We start from the raw sequence: 21,156 nt of genomic DNA, 5'->3' as shown, positions 1-21,156 counted from the left end.
CTTAACGCGCCGCATCCGCCGCTTTCAGCGCCGCCGGCCGCATGTCCTGCCAGTGCGTTTCGATGTAGTCGATGCACTCGCCGCGCGACGCCGGCCCCATCAGCACGCGCCACCCCTGCGGCGTATCGGCAAACTGCGGCCACAGCGAATACTGCTGCTGCGCGTTGACCAGCACGGAGAAACGGAGGCTTTCGTCATCGAACGGGTTTTGTTGTTCCTGAGTCATTTTCATTACCTGTCTGTCAAAATGTGGGATTACTTCATTGCGGAAAGCAGCCGGCGCACGCCGTCCACCAGGCCGCCGCGCCAGCAGAGCGCGTCATGTCCGCCGGAATACACGCGGTAGTCGGCGCGGTGCCCGGCCGCCGTCAGCGCCTGGTGCATCTGGCGATTGACGAATTCGATGTCCGCCTCCCGATCGCCGGCCTGTTGGATCACGGTGAGCTTGGGTGCCGCCGCGTTGCGCTGCCGAACCTGGCGTATCAGCCAGCCTTCCTCCAGTTCGTGGCGTTTTTCGAACTGGGTCACAAATTGCACCGTAGGCCACCAGAAGGAGCCGGACTGGCTCAGCACGTGGCCAAAGCGCTCTGGCCAGTGCAAACCGGCGTATAACGCCGCCAGCCCGCCGTAGCTCTGGCCGGCGACCACGGTGCGCGCCCCAGTCTCGCTGAACGCTTCGCGGCGCTGCGCCTGCGGCAGCAGTTCGTCGATCACCGCCTGCCAGAAGACGGCGTTGCAGGGCAGCTCGTTTTCCCGGTGTTCGCCATCGATCGCATCGATCAGCAACCAGCACGCGGGCGGCAACTGCCCTTTTGCGGTTTCGTTCTCGATCACCGGCAGCAGCGCATGCCTTTCGATCCAGTTTTGGCCGTCGAGCAGCAGCACCAGCGGGCGGTTCGCTTTCACCGCCGCCTCGCCGCTGGCATACAGCCAAACGCGCCGCTGGTTACCCAGCCGTGCGCTGTGCCACTGAAAAAGCTGTAGCCGCGCCTCATCCAGCGGCCGATCGGCGGCCTGCCAGGCACGTTGATCGTCGGCATCCGGCCCTTGCGCCAGGGATACGGGCCGCGGGCGATGAGACGGCCCCAGAGAGAGGCGATTCAGCGGATCGGCGATCGCCAACGGGAACAGCGATACCCACCAGGCACGCTGCTGGCGGTCGCGTAACGTTTCGTCGTCGCTGAAGACGGGGGGGAGGTCTCGCTCGGTAATGGGGATCAGGCTGTAGCTGCCGCGCCAGCGGCGATCGATAACGGCCGAGCCGTACCAAACGTCGGTGCCGGGGAGCCTGGCCAGGCTGCTGGGGGACGTGCTGTGGTGATCGGTAATGCCGTTGATATCGGCGTAAACGCGGCATATCGGCGAGTGCCGTTCATCGCCAGCGGGATCGCGCCATAGCCAGGTCATTTTAACGTGCTGTTCATCGTGCGCTTCGACGATGGGCGTGCCGTGAGCGGCAATCTTCTGCCACCACGCGGATTGCCCTACCGCCTCTTCACGCAGCCATTGCGCCGCCAATCCCTCAAGGTCGTTTCCTGGCCTCTTTTCCGGCAAAAACTCCATAGCGCCCCTTACATAACACGAGTGATTTTTACAAAACCTGACAATCGTATTGATACTCATTATCATTTTCAATACTATTTGTCGGATTTTTACCGTCGTGCAAACACGACGTCTCCACGTCGACGGAAGAAGACCGCTTGTCGGCATTTCGGGGTTTATCAGGGTGGCATGACACACAAAAGCAGGTATTCAGGAGAGATAATGAAGATTAAAAACAAAGGGATAGAAAACGCGAACGCGGAGGCGATGTCCGCCAAGCGTCTGTTGCTGGGATCGGCGCTGGCGTTATTGCCCTTGGCGCCACACGCGTCTGCGGCAGCGGACGAAACGATTTTGGTGACCGCCGACGCGCAAAACAGCGTGACCGCGCCGGTCAAAGGGATCGTCGCCAAAGAGAGCGCCGCCGGCACCAAGACCGCTGCCCCTCTGCGCAAGACGCCGCAGTCCATCTCGGTGGTCACGCGCGAGCAGATGAATGACCAGGAGCCGGCGTCGGTCGCCGACGCGCTGAACTACACCAGCGGGGTGATCACCACCTACCGCGGCAACTCCAACCGTAATGACGAAGTGATCAGCCGCGGCTTCCGCTATGCGCCCAAGCTGCTCGACGGTCTGCACTTTGGCCTTTCGAGCCAAAACGGCGGCGCCGGGCAGATCGATCCCTGGCTGCTGGAGCGCGTGGAGATGGTGCACGGCCCGGCCGGCGTGCTGTACGGCCAGGTCAGCCCCGGCGGCGTGGTGGTGATGACCAGCAAGCGCCCTACCGCCCAGAGCATTCACGAAGTCAAATTCAGCACCGGCAACCGCCATCTGGCGGAAACGGCGTTCGATTTCGGCGGCAAGCTCAACGACGACAACACCCTGTTCTACCGCCTGAACGGTATCGCCCGAACCGAACACGAGTTTGTCAAAGACAGCAAGCAGCAACGGGTAGCCATCGCCCCGGCCTTCACCTGGCTGCCGAACGAAGACACCAGCTTTACGCTGCTGACCAGCTACCAGAACGATCCGAAAGCCGGGTCGCGCAACTTCCTGCCGCGCGCCGGCACGTTGTTCCCGACCAGCGCGGGCTATGTGCCCTATGACTTTAACATCAGTGAACCCAGCTTCAACAAGTCTCGGCGCGAGCAGGCGTCGATCGGCTACAGCTTCGAACATAACTTCAGCGATGCGCTGTCGTTTACCCAGAACCTGCGCTTCACCCACCGCGATGAAGACTATAAGTATCTGGTTTATAACGTAAACTCGAAGGTCAACGACCACACCGTCACCCGCATGGCGCAGCATGAAACGCAGATGACCAACGAGTTTGGCGTGGATAACCAGCTGAAGGGCCTGTTCGATACCGGCGAAGTGAAACACACCGTGCTGGGCGGGCTGGATTACCGCTACAGCCATAGCGATTATAAAATGTATCGCGATCGCGGCAACGATTACCCGATCGACTGGGCCAACCCGGTTCGCCCCAGCATCGATGGCAGCACGCTGGCGCTGGCTTCCAGCGACTTGAAGACGCTGAATCAGATCGGGGTGTATCTGCAGGACCAACTGGAGTGGAATAACTGGAACCTGCTGCTGTCCGGCCGTCAGGACTGGTCACAGGTCAACACCCGCGATCGCACCAGCGGCGGAAAGGAACAGACCTACAACGATGCCCAGTTCACCGGCCGCGCGGGCCTGCTCTACGCTTTCGACAACGGCATTTCGCCGTATGTCAGCTACAGCACCTCGTTCGATCCTAACCTGTACCCAAGCGCGCCGGGCGCCGATCCGCTCAAGCCGACCACCGGCAAACAAACCGAGGTGGGCGTGAAGTACCAGATCCCGGGCGGCAATACCCTGCTGACCCTCTCCTGGTTCGACATTACCCAGCGCAATGTGGCGTCTTACAACCGTCTCACCTCCGCCTATGAGCAGATCGGGGAGGTGAAATCCAAAGGGATTGAGGCGGAAGTGCACGCCCAACCAACGCCGGAGATCAAGCTGACCGCCGCCTATACCTACACCGACGTAGTGACCAAAGACTCCAACTCGGCGGACGAAATCGGCCACAGCCCGGCGGGCATCCCGCGCCACGCGGCATCCGCCTGGGGCAGCTACAGCTTCCTGAGCGGCGCGCTGAACGGCCTGACCGTCGGCAGCGGCGTGCGTTACATCGGCGATGCGCCGGCCGACGCCACCGGCCAGTACGACGTGCCGCACTACACGCTGTACGACGCCATGGTGAAATATGACCTCGGCCAGGCTTCGTCGGCGCTGCGCGGCGCGGCGCTCCAGCTCAACGTGCAGAATCTGACGGACAAGAAATACGTTTCATCCTGCAGCGGCGAGTACGCCTGCTTCTACGGCAGCGGCCGCAGCATTATCGCTTCGGTCAACTACCGCTGGTAACGAAAAGGGGCGGCCAGCGCCGTAATGCTTGTCAGTTAGCGTTTTTCTGAAGGTATTGGTGACGTATTTCGGTCGATAAATGTGAGATGCACCATGAAACTCATGCGCCTCGACCGAGCAAGGGACCGTAGGCGCGGTCCCTTGCAACCCGCGCCTTGCCCTATCAGACGGTTGGCTTTGCCAACTGCCCTCTCTCCGCCATACCGCATTGAGGCCGGCTGCGACAGGCGTCCCTGCCTGTCTCACCTGAAACCGCCGTCCATGGCGGTTTCGCCTAATGCGCTATGCCTACGTTCGGCGTCTTCAAGGGCGCCCAACATCGCGCTCATCTCCAACTTCTCTACCACAACCTCATAAGCGACAGATTTCCCGGTAGCTGCCAGCTCATGTGTTGACCTTGGCCGCGCCTTCGGCCCCTCCAATTGCCGTTCATTGTGGTAACAGAGAAATTCGGGGTATTTACGGCAATTTTTCCTGCACGGCGCTGACAGAGACCGGATAAAAAATGCCAGTCAGGTTTACGGCCAGCGCCGCCCCTTTCTTCCGCCTTTCCCGCCGCCTTTACTCCTGTTTCAATTCCCGCAAGTGCTTGTACACCGTGGCGCGCCCCATCGACAGCACGTTGGCGATGTAGTCCGCGGCGCTTTTGGCCTTGAACGCGCCCTGATGATAGAGATCGCTGACCAGCCGCCGTTTCTGTTCGCGGCTCAGCGCGCCGAGCGCGGCGTTTTCGCGCCGCAGCCAGTCATGCAGAAAGGTATTGATCTTCTCTTGCCAGTCGTCTTTGAACAGCTCTTGTGGCTGTGGTTGCAGCCGCGTGACCGACAGGAACATGTCCAGCGCGTTGCGGGCGTCCTCGAACATCGCGGTGCTCAGGTTGATGCACAGCAGATAGCTGGGCTTGCCCTGCTCGTCGCGTGCGGCAATGCTCACCGAACGCATCTTTTTGCCGTCCCAGTTCAGCTTCTCATAGGGGCCGGTCACGCCGGCGCCGCCATCGAGCTCGAAGTCTTCCAGCCCGGCGTCGTCGCCCGGTTTACGCTTTGACAGGTTGTTCGCCAGATAGGCAATCTTGTTGGTGGCCAGATCGTGGATCACCACTTCCGCATTCGGGAAAAACAGCGCCGCGATGCCGTCAGCGACCGAGCGCAAAAGTTCGAGTTGAGAAGAAGAGTTCGGCACGCTGGGGTATCTCCGTATGGCCCGGTTTGGTTGGCTGTTCAGCTGCTTAGCATACCGCAGTTGCCGCCGCTTGCCGAGTGGAGCGGCGGCAAGCGGCGCATCCTTCGCCGGTTATTCCGCCTCGGCGCCACGCCGATAAAACACGTAGCTCTCGCGCGCCACGCTGTCGCGGACCCGATAACGCCAGATCAGGCCGAGCGTGGTAAACCACAGCGGCATGCTGCACAGCGCGATCAGCGTATCGCTATCGAACACCATCAGCACCAGCGTAAAGGCGAAGAATGCCAGCGTCAGCCAGGCCATCGCTACCCCGCCCGGCATTTTGAAGTGCGAAGCGGCGTGCAGATCCGGCCGCTTCTGGCGATACACCAGGTAGGCGACCAAAATCATGCCCCAGCTGTAAACCACCAGGATCGCCGCCACGGTAGAGACGATGGTGAACAGCGTCATGACGTTCGGCACCAGTACCAGCAGCAAGGTGCCGGCCACCATGCAGAAGCAGGAAAACAGCAGGCTGCGGATCGGAATGGCCGTGGTGCGAGACAGAATGCGGAACTGACCGTGGGCATGCTTTTCCATCGACAGGCTGTACAGCATGCGGGTGCTGGAATACACCCCGCTGTTAGCCGAGGACATCGCCGAAGTCAGCACCACGAAGTTGATCACCGCGGCGGCGGCCGGCAGTCCCGCCCGATCGAACAGCATCACGAACGGGCTGCTGTCCGGCGAAATGTGGCTCCATGAGGTGACGGCGATAATGGTCAGCATCGAGCACACGTAGAAGACGATGATGCGCGCCGGGATCGCGTTGATCGCCTTCGGCAGCACCTTCTCGGGATTTTTGGTCTCCGCCGACATCGTGCCCAGCAGCTCGATGCCGGTGCAGGAGAAAATGGCGATCTGGAAACCGGCGAAAAAGCCGAAGATGCCGTGCGGCATGAAAATGGCGGGATCGGTGACGTTATGCAGCGAAGCGGTCACGCCGTCCGGCGAAGTCCAGCCGCTGAACACCATCCAGGCGCCGGTGGCGATCAACGCGACGATCGCCACCACCTTGATCATCGCGAACCAGAATTCAGCCTCGCCGAACATCTTGACCGACAGCATGTTGAACAGACACAGAAACCCCAGCGTCAGCAGCGCCGGCAACCAGGGCGAGACGTCTGGCAGCCAATATTGCACGTAGCCGCCGCACACCACCACGTCGGCAATGCAGGTCACGACCCAGCTCAGCCAGTAGGACCAGCCGAGAAAAAAGCTGGCGCGCGGCCCCAGATATTCGGAGACAAAATCGGCGAATGAGCGGTAATCGAGCCGCGTGAGCAGCAGCTCCCCCATCGCCCTCATGACCATGAACATGAAAAAGCCGACGATGGCGTAAGTCAGTACGATGGAGGTGCCCGATAGCGCGAGGGTTTTCCCGGCGCCCATAAACAGCCCGGTGCCGATGGCGCCGCCGATCGAAATCAGTTGAATGTGGCGCGCGCTCAGCCCGCGCTGCAAAGTTTGGGCACAGTGAGGCCCCTCGGCTGAACCTGGGCTCAGCCGATCGCAGTGGTTTTTTGTCATGGTGTTACCTGTCCGTCGTTAAGGCGATTAAGCAACCGATGCGCGGTTGCAGCAGGAATGAAACGCCCGCGGGCGCTCTAACCGGCAAAAAATTGAGACCAAACGCTGCCCGCCCCGTTGTGACAGGGAGGTAATAATAATGGGTACCAAGAAAATGCTCTCGTGAGCCGTCGTATCGCCCACGGTTGGCGTACAAAGCCTGAGCGTGGTGGGTAAACACTACAATATCAAATGGTTATACTTTCCCTTGTGCAACAAAAAAACGACGCCGGAGCCGTTTTAACATTAATTTAACTCTGGCGAGGGGAAATGCCATTGTCAACATGGCAGTTAAATAAAATGAAACTTTTTGATCACATTCAAGCTTCTGAAAAATAGATAAAAAGGGTTTTTATGCGCTTTATATGCATAAATTATGCATGTGATCGCTCACCGTCGACAAAAAGTAATTAACTATTCATTTACCGCTCTGCAGGCGGCGAAAAACCGTCCGCTGGCCCGATGAGAGGGGGGCTAACAACCGGCATAATTAGTGGTAAATTTAGCGTCGCAAAGTGTTATGCGCTTGCTAATCCACGGTTAAACGAAATAAATACCTCTAATATATAAAGGTTGGTTATGGAAAAGCTATCCTACGCTTCAGACAGCAGCACCACCGCTTGGGCTACATATCTGCAACAAATCGATCGCGTCGCCCCTTACCTCGGCGACCTGTCACGCTGGGTTGATACGCTGCGTCACCCTAAGCGCGCTTTGATTGTCGATATCCCGCTGCAGATGGACGATGGCACCATCCGTCACTTCGAAGGTTTCCGCGTACAACACAACCTGTCGCGTGGGCCGGGCAAAGGCGGCATCCGCTTCCACCCTGACGTCGATCTGAACGAAGTGATGGCCCTGTCCGCCTGGATGACCATCAAGTGTGCCGCGGTCAACCTGCCGTACGGCGGCGCCAAGGGCGGCATCCGCGTCGACCCGTTCAAACTGTCTGAAGGTGAACTGGAGCGACTGACCCGCCGCTACACCAGTGAAATCGGCTTCATCATCGGGCCACAGAAAGACATTCCTGCGCCGGACGTCGGCACCAACGCCAAAGTGATGGCCTGGATGATGGACACCTACTCCATGAACCACGGCACCACCATCACCGGCGTGGTCACCGGCAAACCCATCCACCTCGGCGGCTCCCTGGGCCGTGAGAAAGCGACCGGCCGCGGCGTGTTCGTCACCGGCAGCGAAGTGGCCAAGCGTCTGGGCGTGCAGATCGAAGGCGCCAAAGTGGCGGTACAAGGCTTCGGTAACGTGGGCAGCGAAGCGGCCCGTCTGTTCGTCGGCGTCGGCGCGCGCGTCGTCACCATCCAGGACCACTCCGCTACCCTGTTCAACGCCGACGGCATTGACCTGGTGGCGCTGACCGAATACCAGGCCAAGCACAAGCAGATCGCCGGCTTCCCTGGCGCCAGCGAGATCGAGAGCGAAGCGTTCTGGTCGGTCGACATGGACATCCTGATCCCTGCGGCGCTGGAAGGCCAGATCACCCGTCAGCGCGCTGAAATCCTCAGCGCCAAACTGGTGCTGGAAGGGGCTAACGGCCCAACCTTCCCGGAAGCGGACGACATTCTGCGTTCCCGTAACATCACCGTGGTTCCGGACGTTATCTGTAACGCCGGCGGCGTAACGGTCAGTTACTTCGAGTGGGTGCAGGACATGGCGAGCTACTTCTGGAGCGAGTCCGAGATCAACGAGCGTATGGACAAGATCATGACCGACGCGATGGTCCACGTCTGGAACAAGGCGGCCGAGAAAGAGTGCAGCCTGCGCACCGCCGCTTACATCGTGGCCTGTGAGCGCATCCTGACCGCACGTAAAGAGCGCGGCATCTACCCAGGTTGATACCGGCTTATTTGGCCTGCGAGCGGGCCATTTTATCAGGGGGCGAAAGCCCCCTTTTTCGTTTTCACCTATTTTTGAAACAAGGCCACGATTTCCGGCGAATACAGGTCGGGATATTTTTCTGCCGCCCCGAGTATATTCTGACGAACCGTTTTACCTTTTACGCTTGGATCTGCTGCCACATACTCTGCCGGGAAAGCCAGCGCATCTTTATCGGCACCCGCAGCCAACAACGCCTTGACGCAGTCAGGATTATTGCTGGTCAGGCTTTCCAGCAGCGGTGTGCCAACAGGCCAGGCCTGTTGCTGGGGCGGTTGAGCATCGATAGAGGTTCCGGGTTTATGCAACAAGGCGATACGCTGCGCCGCTTGCGGGTCCGGCTGGCCGTCCTGGGAAGCATCCCGCGTGCAAACAAAGTGCAAAGGCGTTGATCCTACCTTGCTGACGCCATAAGGATCTGTACCGGCGGCTACCAGCAGTTTGATGACCTCCAGATTAGCCGCCCCTTCCCCCATGATCGGTGAGAATCCTTGCGGGGTAACCTGCTTGGCATCCGCACCAAATTGCAGCAACAGTTTCACCAACGCGGGCGCGGCTCCTTGGCTTTGGGCGGCGGCAATAAGCGGTGTATTAGTCCCGCCTTGCGCAATGACATTGGTATTGGCGCCCGCTTTTAGCAAGCTCTGTAAAATGTGAAGGTCATCATCGGATAATTCAGACTTGTCGGTATTTCCCAACGCTGACAACAATACGGTTTCTCCATTGTCACTGATGGCTTGATTCACATTCACCGACATATCAAGAAAACGATCGAGCAGCGCCGGCTGTTTGTAATAGGCGGCATACCATAACGTTTGAATAGTAGGGTGAGCGCCATTTTTTATCAGTTCATTAATGGTGTCCATATCGCTACTACTCTTAGAGTAAGCATACGTCATTACCGACTCATCGAGTTTTTGGGTAAGTTCCTCTTGTTCCCCAGCGTGTGCTGCAACCGAGCTCCCCAGCAGGCTCAGCGCCAGTGCGCAGGCTGTGGCACAGCGATTTAAAATAGGCATTTTTTTGTTCCTTCAAAATAATAAAAAAATTAAACAAGTGCTTTCCATTATTACGCAATGGTCATAATCACAGAACTCTGAAGTATTCGTATGAAGCGTGCTAACAGATTTCTCTTCCATTTTAGTGGGGAGCCGTTTTTCTACCATAGGAAACAAACGAAAATCAAATTCATTACTGATGAGAACGCCTGGATAATTATGGCCTTTATTCTCGCCAAGAAAGTCAACTCAATTTTTACGCTTTTTTATCGTGTATTCCACCGCACTTTGCGGTTCGCATTCCCGGGGGGGCTGGGCTATACCTTAGGCATTCCCCTTTCTGCAGGAGTTGTGATCATGAGCAAGAAAAAGATCCTGATGCTGGTCGGCGACTACGCCGAAGATTACGAAACCATGGTGCCGTTTCAGGCATTGCAGATGATCGGCCATTGGGTGGACGCCGTATGCCCCGGCAAAGCCGTCGGCGACTACATCCAGACCGCGATCCACGATTTTGACGGCGCGCAGACCTACAGCGAGAAACCCGGCCACCGTTTCACCCTGAACGCCGACTTCGCCGCCGCCAAAGAAGAGCACTATGATGCGCTCTTGATCCCTGGCGGTCGGGCGCCGGAATACCTGCGCCTGAATCCCGACGTGATCGCGCTGGTGCAGGCGTTTGACGCCGCGAAAAAACCGATCGCCGCCGTTTGCCACGGCCCGCAACTGCTGGCAGCGGCCGGGGTGTTGAAAGGCCGCACCTGCAGCGCCTACCCTGCCTGCGCGCCGGAGGTGCGGCTGGGCGGCGGCCATTATGCGGAGATCGGCATCGATCAGGCGCACGTCGATGGCAATCTGGTCACCGCCCCGGCCTGGCCGGCGCATCCGCAATGGCTGGCTAAGTTCGCCGAGGTATTGGAGCAGTAACGCGCGCTAACGGAGCTGCTCGATCAGGAAATGGATGTCGTACAGCCAGCGTTTGGCGCGCGCCGAGCGCACCAGCATCGACACGCACAGCGGCCGGGGGTGTTCTTTACAGGCGGAGGGGGAAAACCAGCGCCCGGTATTGCTCGGCGGCTGGAAATATAGCTCGTGGTTATAGTTGCCGCTGTCGACGCCGAAGGTGTCGAAGTAGCGGCGCATCAACGTGTTGGAGTCGCTGAACGACAGATTGAGCGCGGTGTTGATCTCGGTTTCCGGGGTGATGGCCACGCCCTTCTGCAGCCGGCCTGATGCGTTGAAGGCGGCGATAAGCGCGATGACCTGTTGCTGAATGTCTTCTGCCATGACGACCTCGAGCAGATATGAAGAAAAGGTGAATGCAATTATCTGTCTGACTCTGCCCGCCGCGGCGAGTTCGGGCCACCGGCCGGGTTTTCCGTTTCTTTACACTTTCCATAAAAACCGCGCACAGCCAAACGCCCGGCGCGCGCGGTCGACGGTTAGCGGCTGAGCGTCGTCTTGTCGGCGATGACGCCGTCCCCCTGCCGCTCGGCGGCAACCCCGCCGCCCAACACTTTATACAGGGTCGCCTGATTGTCGTACGCGGTCTGCTGCGCGGCGATCAGCGACTGCTGCGCCGTGTACAGCGTGCGCTGCGCGTCCAGCACGGTCAGATAGCTGTCCACGCCCTGGCGGTAGCGCAGTTCGGCCAGACGATAATATTGCCGCGCCGCCGCCACATAGCCGGTTTGCGCCGCCAGCTGTTCCTGCAGCGTGGCTTTGCGCGCCAGCGCGTCGGCGGTTTCCTGAAATGCCGTCTGCACCGCTTTCTCATAGGTGGCGACATACAGATCTCTCTGCGCTTTGCTGTAGTTCAGTTGCGACGTGTTATAGCCGCCGCTGAAAATCGGCAGGCTGATGCTCGGGGCGAACGACCAAACGCCCGCGCCGTGGCTGAACAGCGACGAGAGTTCACCGCTGCCCACCCCGCCGCTGGCGGTCAGGCTGATCGACGGGAAGAACGCCGCCCGCGCCGAGCCGATATTGGCGTTGGCGGATTTCAGATTATGCTCGGCCTGCAGCACGTCCGGCCGCGTCAGCAGCATCTGCGAAGACACCCCGGCCGGCAGGTCGCGCATGATCCCGCCCAGTGCGTCGATGCCGCCGGGCAGCAGGTTTTCCGGCACGCTTTGCCCCACCGCCAAATCCAGCGCGTTTTTCGCCTGCGCGGCGCTGGTCGCATAGCTGGCGGCGTCCGATCGCGCCTGTTGATAAACGGTCTCCGCCGACGCCACGTCAACCAACGATGAAATCCCGTGCTGCTGGTTCTTGCGCGTCACCTCCAGCGACCGTTTGGCGCTTTCCATCGTCTGCTGCGCCACCGCCAGATTGCTGCGCTCGGCCGCCACCGCCACCCAGTCGGTGACGATATCGGCGATCAGCGTCAGGCGGGTGCTTTTCGCCGCCTCCGAGTTCGCCAGGTAAGTTTCGAACGCCGCCCGCGACAGGCTGGCGTTTTTGCCGAACAGATCCAGCTCAAAGGCGCTGACGCCGGCCTGCGCTTCGTAACTCTGGCTGATGGCGGTGGCATTGCCGTTGCCGGTCAGCGAACGCCCGCGACTGCCGTCGGCGGTGGCGTTGATCGTCGGCAACAGCGCCGCGCGTTGCTCACCGTACAGCGCGCGCGCCGACGCGATATTGGCGATCGCCTCGCGCAGATCGCGGCTGCTGCTCAGCCCCATCGCCACCACCTGGCGCAACCTGGCGTCCTGCACATAGTCGCGCCAGGCGATGTCCGGGTAGCTCAACGCCTGCTTGCCGGCGGCCTCGCCCTGCGGCAGCGTTGCCGCTATCGGCGCCGTCGGCCGCTGATAATCAGGATCCAGCGAAATACAGCCAGCCAACAGCAGCGGCAAAGTTAACATCATGACTCGTTGCAACACGTTATTCTCCTGCCTGTGGCGGCCGGCTGGCGGAGCGGCGGCTAAACACGCGGCGCACCAGCACATAAAACAGCGGGACGAAAAAGATGGCCAATGCGGTGGCGGTAAGGGTGCCGCCGATAATGCCGGTACCGATGGCGATGCGGCTGTTGGCGCCGGCGCCGCTGGATACCGCCAGCGGCAGAACCCCGGCAGTGAACGCCAGTGAGGTCATCAGGATCGGCCGCAGGCGCATGCGCGCCGCGTGAACCGCCGCGCCAATCAGCGTTTCACCGCGCTGATGCATTTCCTCGGCGAACTCGACGATCAGAATGGCGTTTTTCGCCGACAAACCGACGATGGTGAGCAGCGCCACCTGGAAGTAGATATCGTTCTCCAGCCCGCGCAGCGTGATTGCCAACAGCGAACCCACGATGCCCATCGGCACCACCAACATCACCGCAAACGGAATCGACCAGCTCTCATACAGCGCCGCCAGGCACAGGAACACCACGATGAGCGAAATGGCGTACAGCGACGACGCCTGGCCGCTGGTCAGCCGCTCCTGATAGGAGAGCCCGCTCCAGGAATAGCTGCTGCCGGCGGAGAATTTCGCCGCCAGTTTCTCCATCTCGCTCATCGCCGTGCCGGAACTGACGCCGGCGGCGCCCTGCCCGGTGATCTCGAACGACGACAGCCCGTTATAGCGCGACAGGTTTTCCGGGCCGTAGATCCAGTGTGAGGAAGCAAAAGCGGAGAACGGCGTCATGCTGCTGTCGCCCGCCGCGTTGGTGCCGCGCACAAACCATTTGTCGAGATCTTCCGGCTTGGCGCGATACGCTACGTCGCCCTGCATATAGACTTTTTTCACCCGGTTGCGATCGATAAAGTCGTTGACGTAGGTGCTGCCGAACGCGCTGCTGAGCGTGCTGTTGACGTCGCCGGCGCTCAGGCCGAGCGCCTGCAGTTTGCCGCTGTCGATCTCCACCTGCAGCTGCGGCGTGTCCGGCAAGGTGTTGGCGCGTACCGCCAACAGCGATGGATTGCCGGCGGCGGCGGCGACGATCTGATCGCGCATCGCCTGCAGCTCGGCGCGGGTGGTCGCCCCTTTGGCCTGCAGTTCGAAGGTGAAGCCGTCGGACTGGCCGAAGCCGTCGATCGCCGGCGGGCTCATGGAGAACACCTGGGCGTCACGCAGCGAGGCGAAGTGCGCCATGGCGCGTTTGGCGATGGCGTCGGCGGTGTTTTCGCTGCCGCCACGTTGGCTCCAGTCTTTGAGGCTGACGAACGCCATGCCGGCGTTTTGCCCGCTGCCGCTGAAACCGAAGCCGTTGATGGTGAAAATGGTGCTGACGTTGGCCTTTTCCTGCTCAAGGAAATAGGCGGTGACCGCCTCGCTCACCGCCGAGGTGCGGGCGTTGGTGGCGCCGGCCGGCAAGGTGTACTGCACCATCACCGAACCCTGATCCTCATTGGGCAGGAAACCGGTCGGCAAACGCAGATACATCACGGCGGTGGCGATCAGCAGCAGGCCGTACAGCAGCAGATAGCGCGTCGGCCGGTGGATCACCCCGCCGACCTTGTCGGCGTACTTCTCCTGCAGCCGGTTATAACCGCGGTTGAATTTACCCAGCAGCCCTTTGTCGGTCTGTTCTTCATGCGTCGATTTCAGCAACGTGGCGCACAGCGCCGGCGCCAGCGTCAACGCCAGCACGACCGACAGCACCATCGAGGAGACGACGGTGATCGAAAACTGACGGTAGATCACCCCGGTGGAACCGCCGAAGAACGCCATCGGCAGAAACACCGCCGACAGCACCAGCGCGATGCCGACCAACGCGCCGGTGATCTCGCGCATCGATTTCTCCGTCGCCTCGCGCGGCGGCAGTTTATCTTCACGCATCACGCGTTCGACGTTTTCCACCACCACGATGGCGTCGTCCACCAACAGCCCGATCGCCAACACCATGCCGAACAGCGTCAGGGTATTGATCGAGTAGCCGAACGCCGCCAGCACGCCGAAGGTGCCCAGCAACACCACCGGCACGGTGATGGTCGGGATCAGCGTGGTGCGCAGGTTTTGCAGGAACACGAACATCACCACCACCACCAGGACCACCGCTTCGAACAGCGTTTTCACCACCTCCTCGATCGAGATGTTGATGAAGTCGGTGCTGTCTTTCGGGTAAGCCACCTTATAACCCTGCGGCATCGCGCTTTGGTATTCCGCCACCTTGGCCTTCACCAGCTTGGCGGTGTTGAGGGCGTTGGCCCCCGCCGCCAGCTTGACCGCGATCCCCGCCGCCGGGTGGCCGTTGAGGTGCGCGCTGGCGGAGTAATCTTCGTTGCCCAGCTCAACCCGCGCCACGTCGCCCAGCCGTACCAGCGCGCCGCTGCTGTCGCTTTTCAGGATGATATTGCGAAACTGTTCCGGCGTTTGCAGCCGCGACTGCGCCTTCACCGTGGCGGTCAGCTGCTGATCGGCGGCGGCCGGCAGATCGCCTACCTTGCCGGCGGACACCTGGGTGTTTTGCGCCTCGATCGCCGTCTGCACGTCGGAAGGCATCAGCGCATAGCTCGCCAGCCTGGTCGGATCCAGCCAGATGCGCATCGCGTATTCCGAGCCGAACACCTGCACGTCCCCCACGCCCTCGATGCGCGACAGCGGATCCTGCAGGTTGCTGACCAGATAGTCGGAAATATCGGCCATCGTCGCCTTGTCGTTCTCGTCATACAGCCCGACGATCAGCAGAAAGCTGCTCTGGGATTTCTTGACCGTCACGCCTTGGGCGGTGACCGCGCTCGGCAAGCGGCTTTCCGCCTGCTGAACTTTGTTTTGCACCTGCACCTGCGCGATATCCGGATCGGTGCCCTGATCAAAGGTGACGTCGATGCTGACCGAGCCGCTGGAGCTGCTGGTCGAAGAGAAATACAGCAGGCCATCCAGACCGGTGAGCTGCTGTTCAATCACTTGGGTGACGCTGTTTTCCAGCGTTTCCGCGTCCGCGCCCGGATAAGTGGCGGAGATGGAAATCTGCGGCGGTGACACGTCCGGGTACTGCGAGATGGGCAACGAATTGATCGACATCAGGCCGCACAGCATGATGATGATGGCGATCACCCAGGCGAACACCGGGCGGCGGATAAAGAACTGCGCCATATCACTGCTCCCCGCGTTGGGCTTTGTCGAGCGAGACGGCGACCGGCTTCACCGCCGCGCCGATCGTCACCTTGCTGGTGCCTTCGACGATCAGGCGATCGCCCTCGTTCAGCCCGCTGCCGATCAGCCAGTTGCTGCCCACCACCCGTTCGGCGGTGACGGTGCGCTGCGCCACTTTATTTTGCTCGTCCACCACCAACGCGGTGGCTTCCCCTTTGGCATTGCGGGTGATGCCCTGCTGCGGCGCCAGAATGGCTTTAGAATCGACGCCGTTATCCACCGTGGCGTGGACATACATGCCGGGCAACAGTTCATGTTCGGGGTTGGGGAACACCGCGCGCAGCGTGACCGAACCGGTGGCCTCATCCACCGCCACCTCGGTCAACTCCAGCTTGCCGGCGTGGGCATAAGACGTGCCGTCTTCCAGCTTGATGGCGACCGGCGTGACCGCGCCGCGCTGTAACGCCGCCTGCTGGCGTCGCAGCTTAAGCATCTGGGCGCTGGACTGGGTCAGATCGACATAGATCGGATCCAACGCGCGGATGGTGGCCAACGCATCGGTCTGGCTGGCGGTGACCAGCGCGCCCGGCGTCACGGATGAGATGCCGATACGCCCGGCGATAGGCGCACGCACCTGGGTATAACCGAGATTGATGCGCGCCGTCTCCAGCGCCGCCTGATACTGCGCCACCGACGCCACGGCCTGCAGATACGCGGCTTTGGCGTCGTCTGCGTCCTGTTTGGAAACGCCGTTTTCTTTCACCAGCGCCGCATAGCGCTGCGATTTGAGCCGGGTGGATTGCACCGTGGCCTGGGCGTTTTTCAACTGGGCGGCGGCCTGATCGTAGCTGGCCTGATAGCTGGCGGGATCAATTTGATACAATACCTGCCCGGCTTTCACCTCGGCCCCTTCGGTAAACAGCCGCTGCTTGATGATGCCATCGACCTGCGGTCGCACGTCGGAGGTCATGGTGGCGTTGACCCGGCCGGTCAGCTCGCTGCTCAGGGTCACCGACTGGCCGCGCAGCGTGACCACGCCGACCTCCCGTTCACCGCCTGCGCCCGTCGGCGCGCCGGCGTTTTGCCCATCGCAGGCGGCCAGCGACAGCGACAGCCCCAGCGCTAAAAGCGTTTTCCTCTGCATTGCAATACGATCCTATTGAGAATAACTATTCTCAATATATCGAATGCCGCGATGCGCTTCTGAAAGGGTTGCGTAAGGATTCGGTAAAAGTCCGTCGGGCTGAGCCGGCCGGTATCGCGATTATTTGTGCCGCAGCGGCACGTCTTTCAAGAGCTAGGTCAGCGCAAAAGCCAGCGCCATCACCCCGGCGGCAATTTGATACACCGAATGGATCGCCCCGCCGAAAGCCTGCAGGTAATCCTGCTGCAGCGCCGTCGGCAAATGGTGCACCGCTTCTGCGCCGAGCGAGCGCGGCAGCTGCGCGCCTTCCGGCAACAGCGCCGCCAAACGGGTGTGCAACACCTGCGTGAAAATCGCCCCGAACACCGCCACGCCTATCGAACCGCCGATAGAGCGGAACAGCGTGGCGCTGGACGTCGCGACCCCGATATGTCGGGGCTCCACGCTGTTTTGCGCCGCCAAAATCATCACTTGCATCACCATGCCCAGCCCCAATCCCAGCAGGCAAAGATACAGATACAGTTGCTGCACCGGCGTGTTATTGGTCAGAGTGCCGAGCAGCGTCATGGCCCCCAGCGCGCACAGGGTACCGACGATCGGGAACAGGCGATATTTACCGCGTTTGCTGATGATCCGCCCGCTGATGATCGAGCTGGCCATAATGCCGCCCATCAACGGCAGCAGCTGCATCCCGGCCTGCGATGGCGTCGAGCCTTTCACCACCTGCAGATACAGCGGCAGGAAAGTCACGGAGCCGAACAGCGACATGCCGACGATAAAGCCGATCAGGCCGCACAGCACGAAGGTGCGGTTGCTAAACAGCCCGAGGGGAATGATCGGTTCAGCGGCCAGCCGTTCCTCATAGATAAAGCCGCCCAGCGACACCAGGCCAAAGGCCAGAATGCACCACAGCTGGCCGTCCGACCAGGCCATTACCGTGCCCCCCTGGCTGGTGAACAGGATGATGCAGGTGAGCGCCATCGCCAGGTAACCGGCGCCCAGGACGTCGATTTCATGCCGCACTCGATTAACCTGCGACTGAAACACTGCGCCAATCACCAGCAGGGCGAACAGGCCCAGCGGCAGATTGATGTAGAAAATCCAGCGCCAGGAAAAATGCTGCACCAACAGGCCGCCGATCAGCGGCCCCACCACCGTGGCCAGGCCGAATACCCCGCCGAACAGCCCCTGATAACGGCCGCGTTCCGCCGGCGGGATCACGTCGCCGACCACCGCCAGGGTGACCACCAACAGCCCACCGCCGCCCAACCCTTGCAGCGCGCGCATCATAATCAGCTGCGTCATATTTTGCGCCAGCCCACACAGTATCGACCCAAGCAAAAACAGCAAAATAGCGATTTGCAGCACAATCTTGCGGCCGAAAAGATCGCCGAATTTGCCGTACAGCGGCACCACGATAGTGGAAGACAGCAGATAGGCCGTCACCACCCAGGACAGTTTCTCAAGCCCACCAAACTCGCCGACGATGGTCGGCAGCGCGGTGGAGACAATGGTTTGATCCAGCGCCGCCAGCAGCATCACCAGCAGCAACGCGGAAAACAGCAACGGGAGCGAAGGCGCCTTGGCTGGCGCCCCGCCCTGATCGGGCCGGATTGTCGGGTTTTCTATCTCCATCGGAGTCAGTTCACTTGTAATTAATTAATCACATAATTAATATATGAGTCATCCTTTTCTCCGGTCAATGGATCTCACCGCGATGACAGCACGAAACGTTCAAACTCCCGCCAAGCCTCGCCGCCCCGGCCGGCCGAGCGGCGGTGCCAAAGGGGCTGACAAACGCGAGCATTTGCTTGATACCGCACTGAACCTGTTTGCCCGCCAGGGGATCGTAGACACCTCGTTGAACGCCATTGCGCGCGAGGCAAACGTCACCCCGGCCATGCTGCACTACTACTTTCATAACCGCGATCAGCTGCTGGACGTGCTGATCGAGGAGCGCTTTCTGCCAGTGCGCAAGATGGCCGGCGAAGTATTCGACGCCAACGCGGACGATCCCGTCACCGCCTTCACCCTGCTGGCGCAACGTTTTATCGACATCGCGTTGGAACACCCCTGGTTCGCCCCGCTGTGGCTGCGGGAGGTTATGAGTGAAAGCGGCGTGCTGAAACAGCGCATGGATGAACGCTTCGGTAATGAACGCCATCAGATCGCGCTGCAAGCCATCGCGCGCTGGCAGGCGCAGGGTAAACTTAATCCCGATCTCGAGCCTGCCCTGCTGTTCTTCACCCTGTTCGGCATCACGCTGCTGCCGCTGGCCACCGCGCCCAAATGGCGGCGCGAACGGGATAAAGGCCAGCTAAACGCCGAAGATATCGCCCGCCACGCCGTCGCCCTGCTGCGCTACGGCATCGGCCCGGCGCGTTAACTCACTGGCTCTGGGGATTTAACCAGCCGAAACACCGTTTTGGTGTGCCAATAGTAGTCGATCGCCGCCGCGATATTCGGCATCCAACCGTCCGGCTCATAGGGCACGAAGCCGGAAAAACCCAGCCTGCGGGCAAAGACCTGGAACCCCGCGGCGGAGAAAATACGCGCATAATCGTCCAGAGAACGATCCTGCACCACGGTATGCGTCTGTTCAGCCACCCTTTCGCGCCATTGCGGCCACAGCGGGTTGTCGGTGTGGCAACCGGTCACCGCATAGTAAACGCCGCCCGGCTTCAGCGCCCGCAGCATATCGGCGGCATGCTGCGCGATATCTTCGATCAGGTAGATGACTTCATGGCTGAAGGCGATATCGAAATGGTCATCCCAGCCCGTCAGCCGCGTGTCGGTTTGATAACCGATCGGCAGGTTTCCTTTCAGGCGGTTGGCGTGTTCGACGGACTGGCGGGCGATATCGACGCCGAGCCCTTCACGAAATGGCCGGATTTGGTGCAACAGACGCAGAAAACCGCCCTGATTGCAGCCGAAGTCCAGCACCCTGACGCCGGACAGTTCGTGTTCCGGCACCAGAGTTAGCAGATGCCGCCAGATAGGCGCATGGCCTTCCGCCATGGCCTGCTCTGCGTGCGGATCGCGATACCAGGTGGGGATGCTCAAGGGGGAGTCGTTCATTATGGCCTCCTTATGTTTCCACTCAGCCAACCACAGCCTAGGGCGACAAACAACCGCGTGCGCATTTTTTGAACATTCACTGCTCTGGCTTGCCATGCACCGGCAGCTGGCTGGTCACGCAGTGAATGCCGCCGCCGCCGGCCGCGATGGCGTCGATCTCCAACTGTACCACCTTGCGCTGCGGATAGAGCGCCGACAGCAGCGTAAACGCCGCCTTATCCGCCTGCGGATCGCCAAACTCAGGGGCGATCACCGCGCCGTTGATCACGAAGTAGTTGATGTAGCCCGCCGCGAAATCGGGATTGCGGCGGCTGAATCGGCTGTCGCGCGGCGCCAGCGGCGGCGAAAGCGTATGCACCTGCAACGTGCGGCCATCTGCGTCGGTCGCTGTCTTGAGGATCGCCAGATGTGCCTGGGTAACCGCATGATCATAAGAGGCCGGATCGGTATCCAGGTTGGCCACCACCACGCCCGGCCGCACGAAACGGGCGTAAAAATCGACGTGGGCATCGGTGATATCCCGGCCTTTAATGCCCGGCAGCCAGATAATTTTGCGCAGGCCGAGCATCGCTTTCAGCTCCCGCTCAACCCGCTCCCGGCTCCAGCCCGGGTTGCGGTTCGCATTCACCCAGCAGCTCTCGGTCATGATGCCGGTGCCGTGCCCATCCACTTCGATGCCGCCGCCTTCGCCTACCAGCGCGCTGCGGCGCGGTTGAGCGACGCCGTATTTTTTGGCGGCGAACGCCGCCAGACGCGCATCCTTGGCATGTCGCTGTTTATTGCCCCAGCCGTTGAAGTTGAAATCCACCGCGCCCAGCGCACCGGCGTCGTTGACGACGAAATTGGCGCCGATGTCGCGCACCCAGATGTCATCCAACTCGGTGACGACATAGCTGACGTTATGGCTGCCGCAGATCGCTTCCGCCAGTTGCCGTTCGTGCGCGCGGCAAAATACCGTCAGCGGCTGAAACTCGGCGATGGCGCGGGCGATGCGCCCCTGCGCGGCCTGCACGTCCGCCGTGAACCCGCCCCAAATCGCACGCTGCGCGCCGAATGCGAGAAACGCCCGCTGCTGCGGTTCCCCTTCATCGGGGAGTCGCCAGACCGGGTTAAGCGCAGCTTTCGCGTGACCGTGTAACGAAATGCCCAGCGATGCCGCCAAACCCACGCCGGCCACTGCCGAAAGCTGCTTGATAAAGGTGCGACGCGTTGCCATAAACGGCCTCTTTAAATTAATTTAAATTCAAATGGTTAGCCGGTTTCTTTACGCTCCGG

Annotated in this window: 16 protein-coding genes; 4 read left to right on the top strand and 12 right to left on the bottom strand. The window is 60.6% G+C overall.

Translation table 11 applies throughout. The features are described 5' to 3' along the window. Window position 1: 1 nt before the first annotated feature. Together ACJ8PL_RS14675 and fes are read right to left on the bottom strand one after the other, a co-directional pair. A complete protein-coding gene (locus ACJ8PL_RS14675; RefSeq protein WP_004937955.1) occupies window positions 2–226 on the bottom strand; it encodes an MbtH family protein in 225 nt (74 codons plus the stop codon). 29 nt (window positions 227–255) lie between these two features. Beyond that, a complete protein-coding gene (gene fes / locus ACJ8PL_RS14670) occupies window positions 256–1,563 on the bottom strand; it encodes an enterochelin esterase (protein WP_234212826.1) in 1,308 nt (435 codons plus the stop codon). 201 nt (window positions 1,564–1,764) lie between these two features. Between fes and ACJ8PL_RS14665 the strand changes: the two genes are divergently transcribed. Continuing rightward, the gene (locus ACJ8PL_RS14665; RefSeq protein WP_079449722.1) at window positions 1,765–3,954 is read left to right on the top strand and encodes a TonB-dependent siderophore receptor; all 2,190 of its coding nucleotides are present in this window, start codon (window positions 1,765–1,767) and stop codon (window positions 3,952–3,954) included. Between the two features lie 561 nt (window positions 3,955–4,515). Here ACJ8PL_RS14665 and ACJ8PL_RS14660 read toward each other — a convergent pair. Together ACJ8PL_RS14660 and ACJ8PL_RS14655 are read right to left on the bottom strand one after the other, a co-directional pair. Then, complete coding sequence (locus ACJ8PL_RS14660) at window positions 4,516–5,136, bottom strand: helix-turn-helix transcriptional regulator (RefSeq protein WP_016927684.1); 621 nt, start codon at window positions 5,134–5,136, stop codon at window positions 4,516–4,518. 111 nt (window positions 5,137–5,247) lie between these two features. Beyond that, a complete protein-coding gene (locus ACJ8PL_RS14655; protein ID WP_033640271.1) occupies window positions 5,248–6,705 on the bottom strand; it encodes an amino acid permease in 1,458 nt (485 codons plus the stop codon). A gap of 618 nt (window positions 6,706–7,323) precedes the next feature. Between ACJ8PL_RS14655 and ACJ8PL_RS14650 the strand changes: the two genes are divergently transcribed. After that, window positions 7,324–8,598 (top strand): Glu/Leu/Phe/Val family dehydrogenase, encoded by a 1,275-nt coding sequence (locus ACJ8PL_RS14650; RefSeq protein ID WP_025302877.1) that lies wholly within the window; start codon window positions 7,324–7,326, stop codon window positions 8,596–8,598. Between the two features lie 68 nt (window positions 8,599–8,666). Here the strand turns inward: ACJ8PL_RS14650 and ACJ8PL_RS14645 are convergent, their stop codons facing one another. Continuing rightward, a complete protein-coding gene (locus ACJ8PL_RS14645) occupies window positions 8,667–9,656 on the bottom strand; it encodes an ankyrin repeat domain-containing protein (RefSeq protein WP_123867573.1) in 990 nt (329 codons plus the stop codon). 336 nt (window positions 9,657–9,992) lie between these two features. On the opposite strand from ACJ8PL_RS14645, the gene ACJ8PL_RS14640 reads away from it, so the two are divergent. Next, window positions 9,993–10,562, top strand: coding sequence for a DJ-1/PfpI family protein (locus ACJ8PL_RS14640; protein WP_004937978.1), 570 nt, complete (start codon window positions 9,993–9,995; stop codon window positions 10,560–10,562). Between the two features lie 6 nt (window positions 10,563–10,568). Here the strand turns inward: ACJ8PL_RS14640 and ACJ8PL_RS14635 are convergent, their stop codons facing one another. From ACJ8PL_RS14635 to ACJ8PL_RS14615, 5 genes are all read right to left on the bottom strand, one after another. Further along, entirely contained in the window at window positions 10,569–10,922 is a 354-nt protein-coding gene (locus ACJ8PL_RS14635) for a DUF1493 family protein (RefSeq protein ID WP_016927680.1), read from the bottom strand. A 155-nt stretch (window positions 10,923–11,077) separates the two neighbouring features. After that, window positions 11,078–12,520 (bottom strand): efflux transporter outer membrane subunit, encoded by a 1,443-nt coding sequence (locus ACJ8PL_RS14630; protein ID WP_275891552.1) that lies wholly within the window; start codon window positions 12,518–12,520, stop codon window positions 11,078–11,080. Between the two features lies 1 nt (window position 12,521). Next, a complete protein-coding gene (locus tag ACJ8PL_RS14625; RefSeq protein ID WP_060445133.1) occupies window positions 12,522–15,659 on the bottom strand; it encodes an efflux RND transporter permease subunit in 3,138 nt (1,045 codons plus the stop codon). A 1-nt stretch (window position 15,660) separates the two neighbouring features. Further along, window positions 15,661–16,803, bottom strand: a complete 1,143-nt coding sequence (locus ACJ8PL_RS14620) for an efflux RND transporter periplasmic adaptor subunit (RefSeq protein ID WP_016927677.1) — start codon at window positions 16,801–16,803, stop codon at window positions 15,661–15,663. Window positions 16,804–16,956: 153 nt separating this feature from the next. Further along, window positions 16,957–18,438: an MDR family MFS transporter gene (locus tag ACJ8PL_RS14615; protein WP_442531240.1), complete on the bottom strand. Its 1,482-nt coding sequence runs from the start codon at window positions 18,436–18,438 to the stop codon at window positions 16,957–16,959. A gap of 82 nt (window positions 18,439–18,520) precedes the next feature. Here ACJ8PL_RS14615 and ACJ8PL_RS14610 point away from each other — a divergent pair, with 82 nt between their 5' ends. Further along, window positions 18,521–19,189, top strand: a complete 669-nt coding sequence (locus ACJ8PL_RS14610; RefSeq protein WP_228009708.1) for a TetR/AcrR family transcriptional regulator — start codon at window positions 18,521–18,523, stop codon at window positions 19,187–19,189. Here ACJ8PL_RS14610 and ACJ8PL_RS14605 read toward each other — a convergent pair. After that, the gene (locus ACJ8PL_RS14605; RefSeq protein ID WP_240293558.1) at window positions 19,186–19,881 is read right to left on the bottom strand and encodes a class I SAM-dependent methyltransferase; all 696 of its coding nucleotides are present in this window, start codon (window positions 19,879–19,881) and stop codon (window positions 19,186–19,188) included. The two genes, ACJ8PL_RS14610 and ACJ8PL_RS14605, sit on opposite strands and share 4 nt — an antisense overlap. 76 nt (window positions 19,882–19,957) lie before the next feature. Continuing rightward, complete coding sequence (locus ACJ8PL_RS14600; protein WP_060445130.1) at window positions 19,958–21,097, bottom strand: agmatine deiminase family protein; 1,140 nt, start codon at window positions 21,095–21,097, stop codon at window positions 19,958–19,960. Window positions 21,098–21,156 lie beyond the last annotated feature (59 nt).

Source organism: Serratia sp. CY83965, assembly GCF_052166375.1.
GTDB classification, from domain to species: domain Bacteria; phylum Pseudomonadota; class Gammaproteobacteria; order Enterobacterales; family Enterobacteriaceae; genus Serratia; species Serratia marcescens.
Note: the sequence above shows the minus strand (reverse complement) of the source record. Positions and strands in the feature narration are given on the sequence as shown.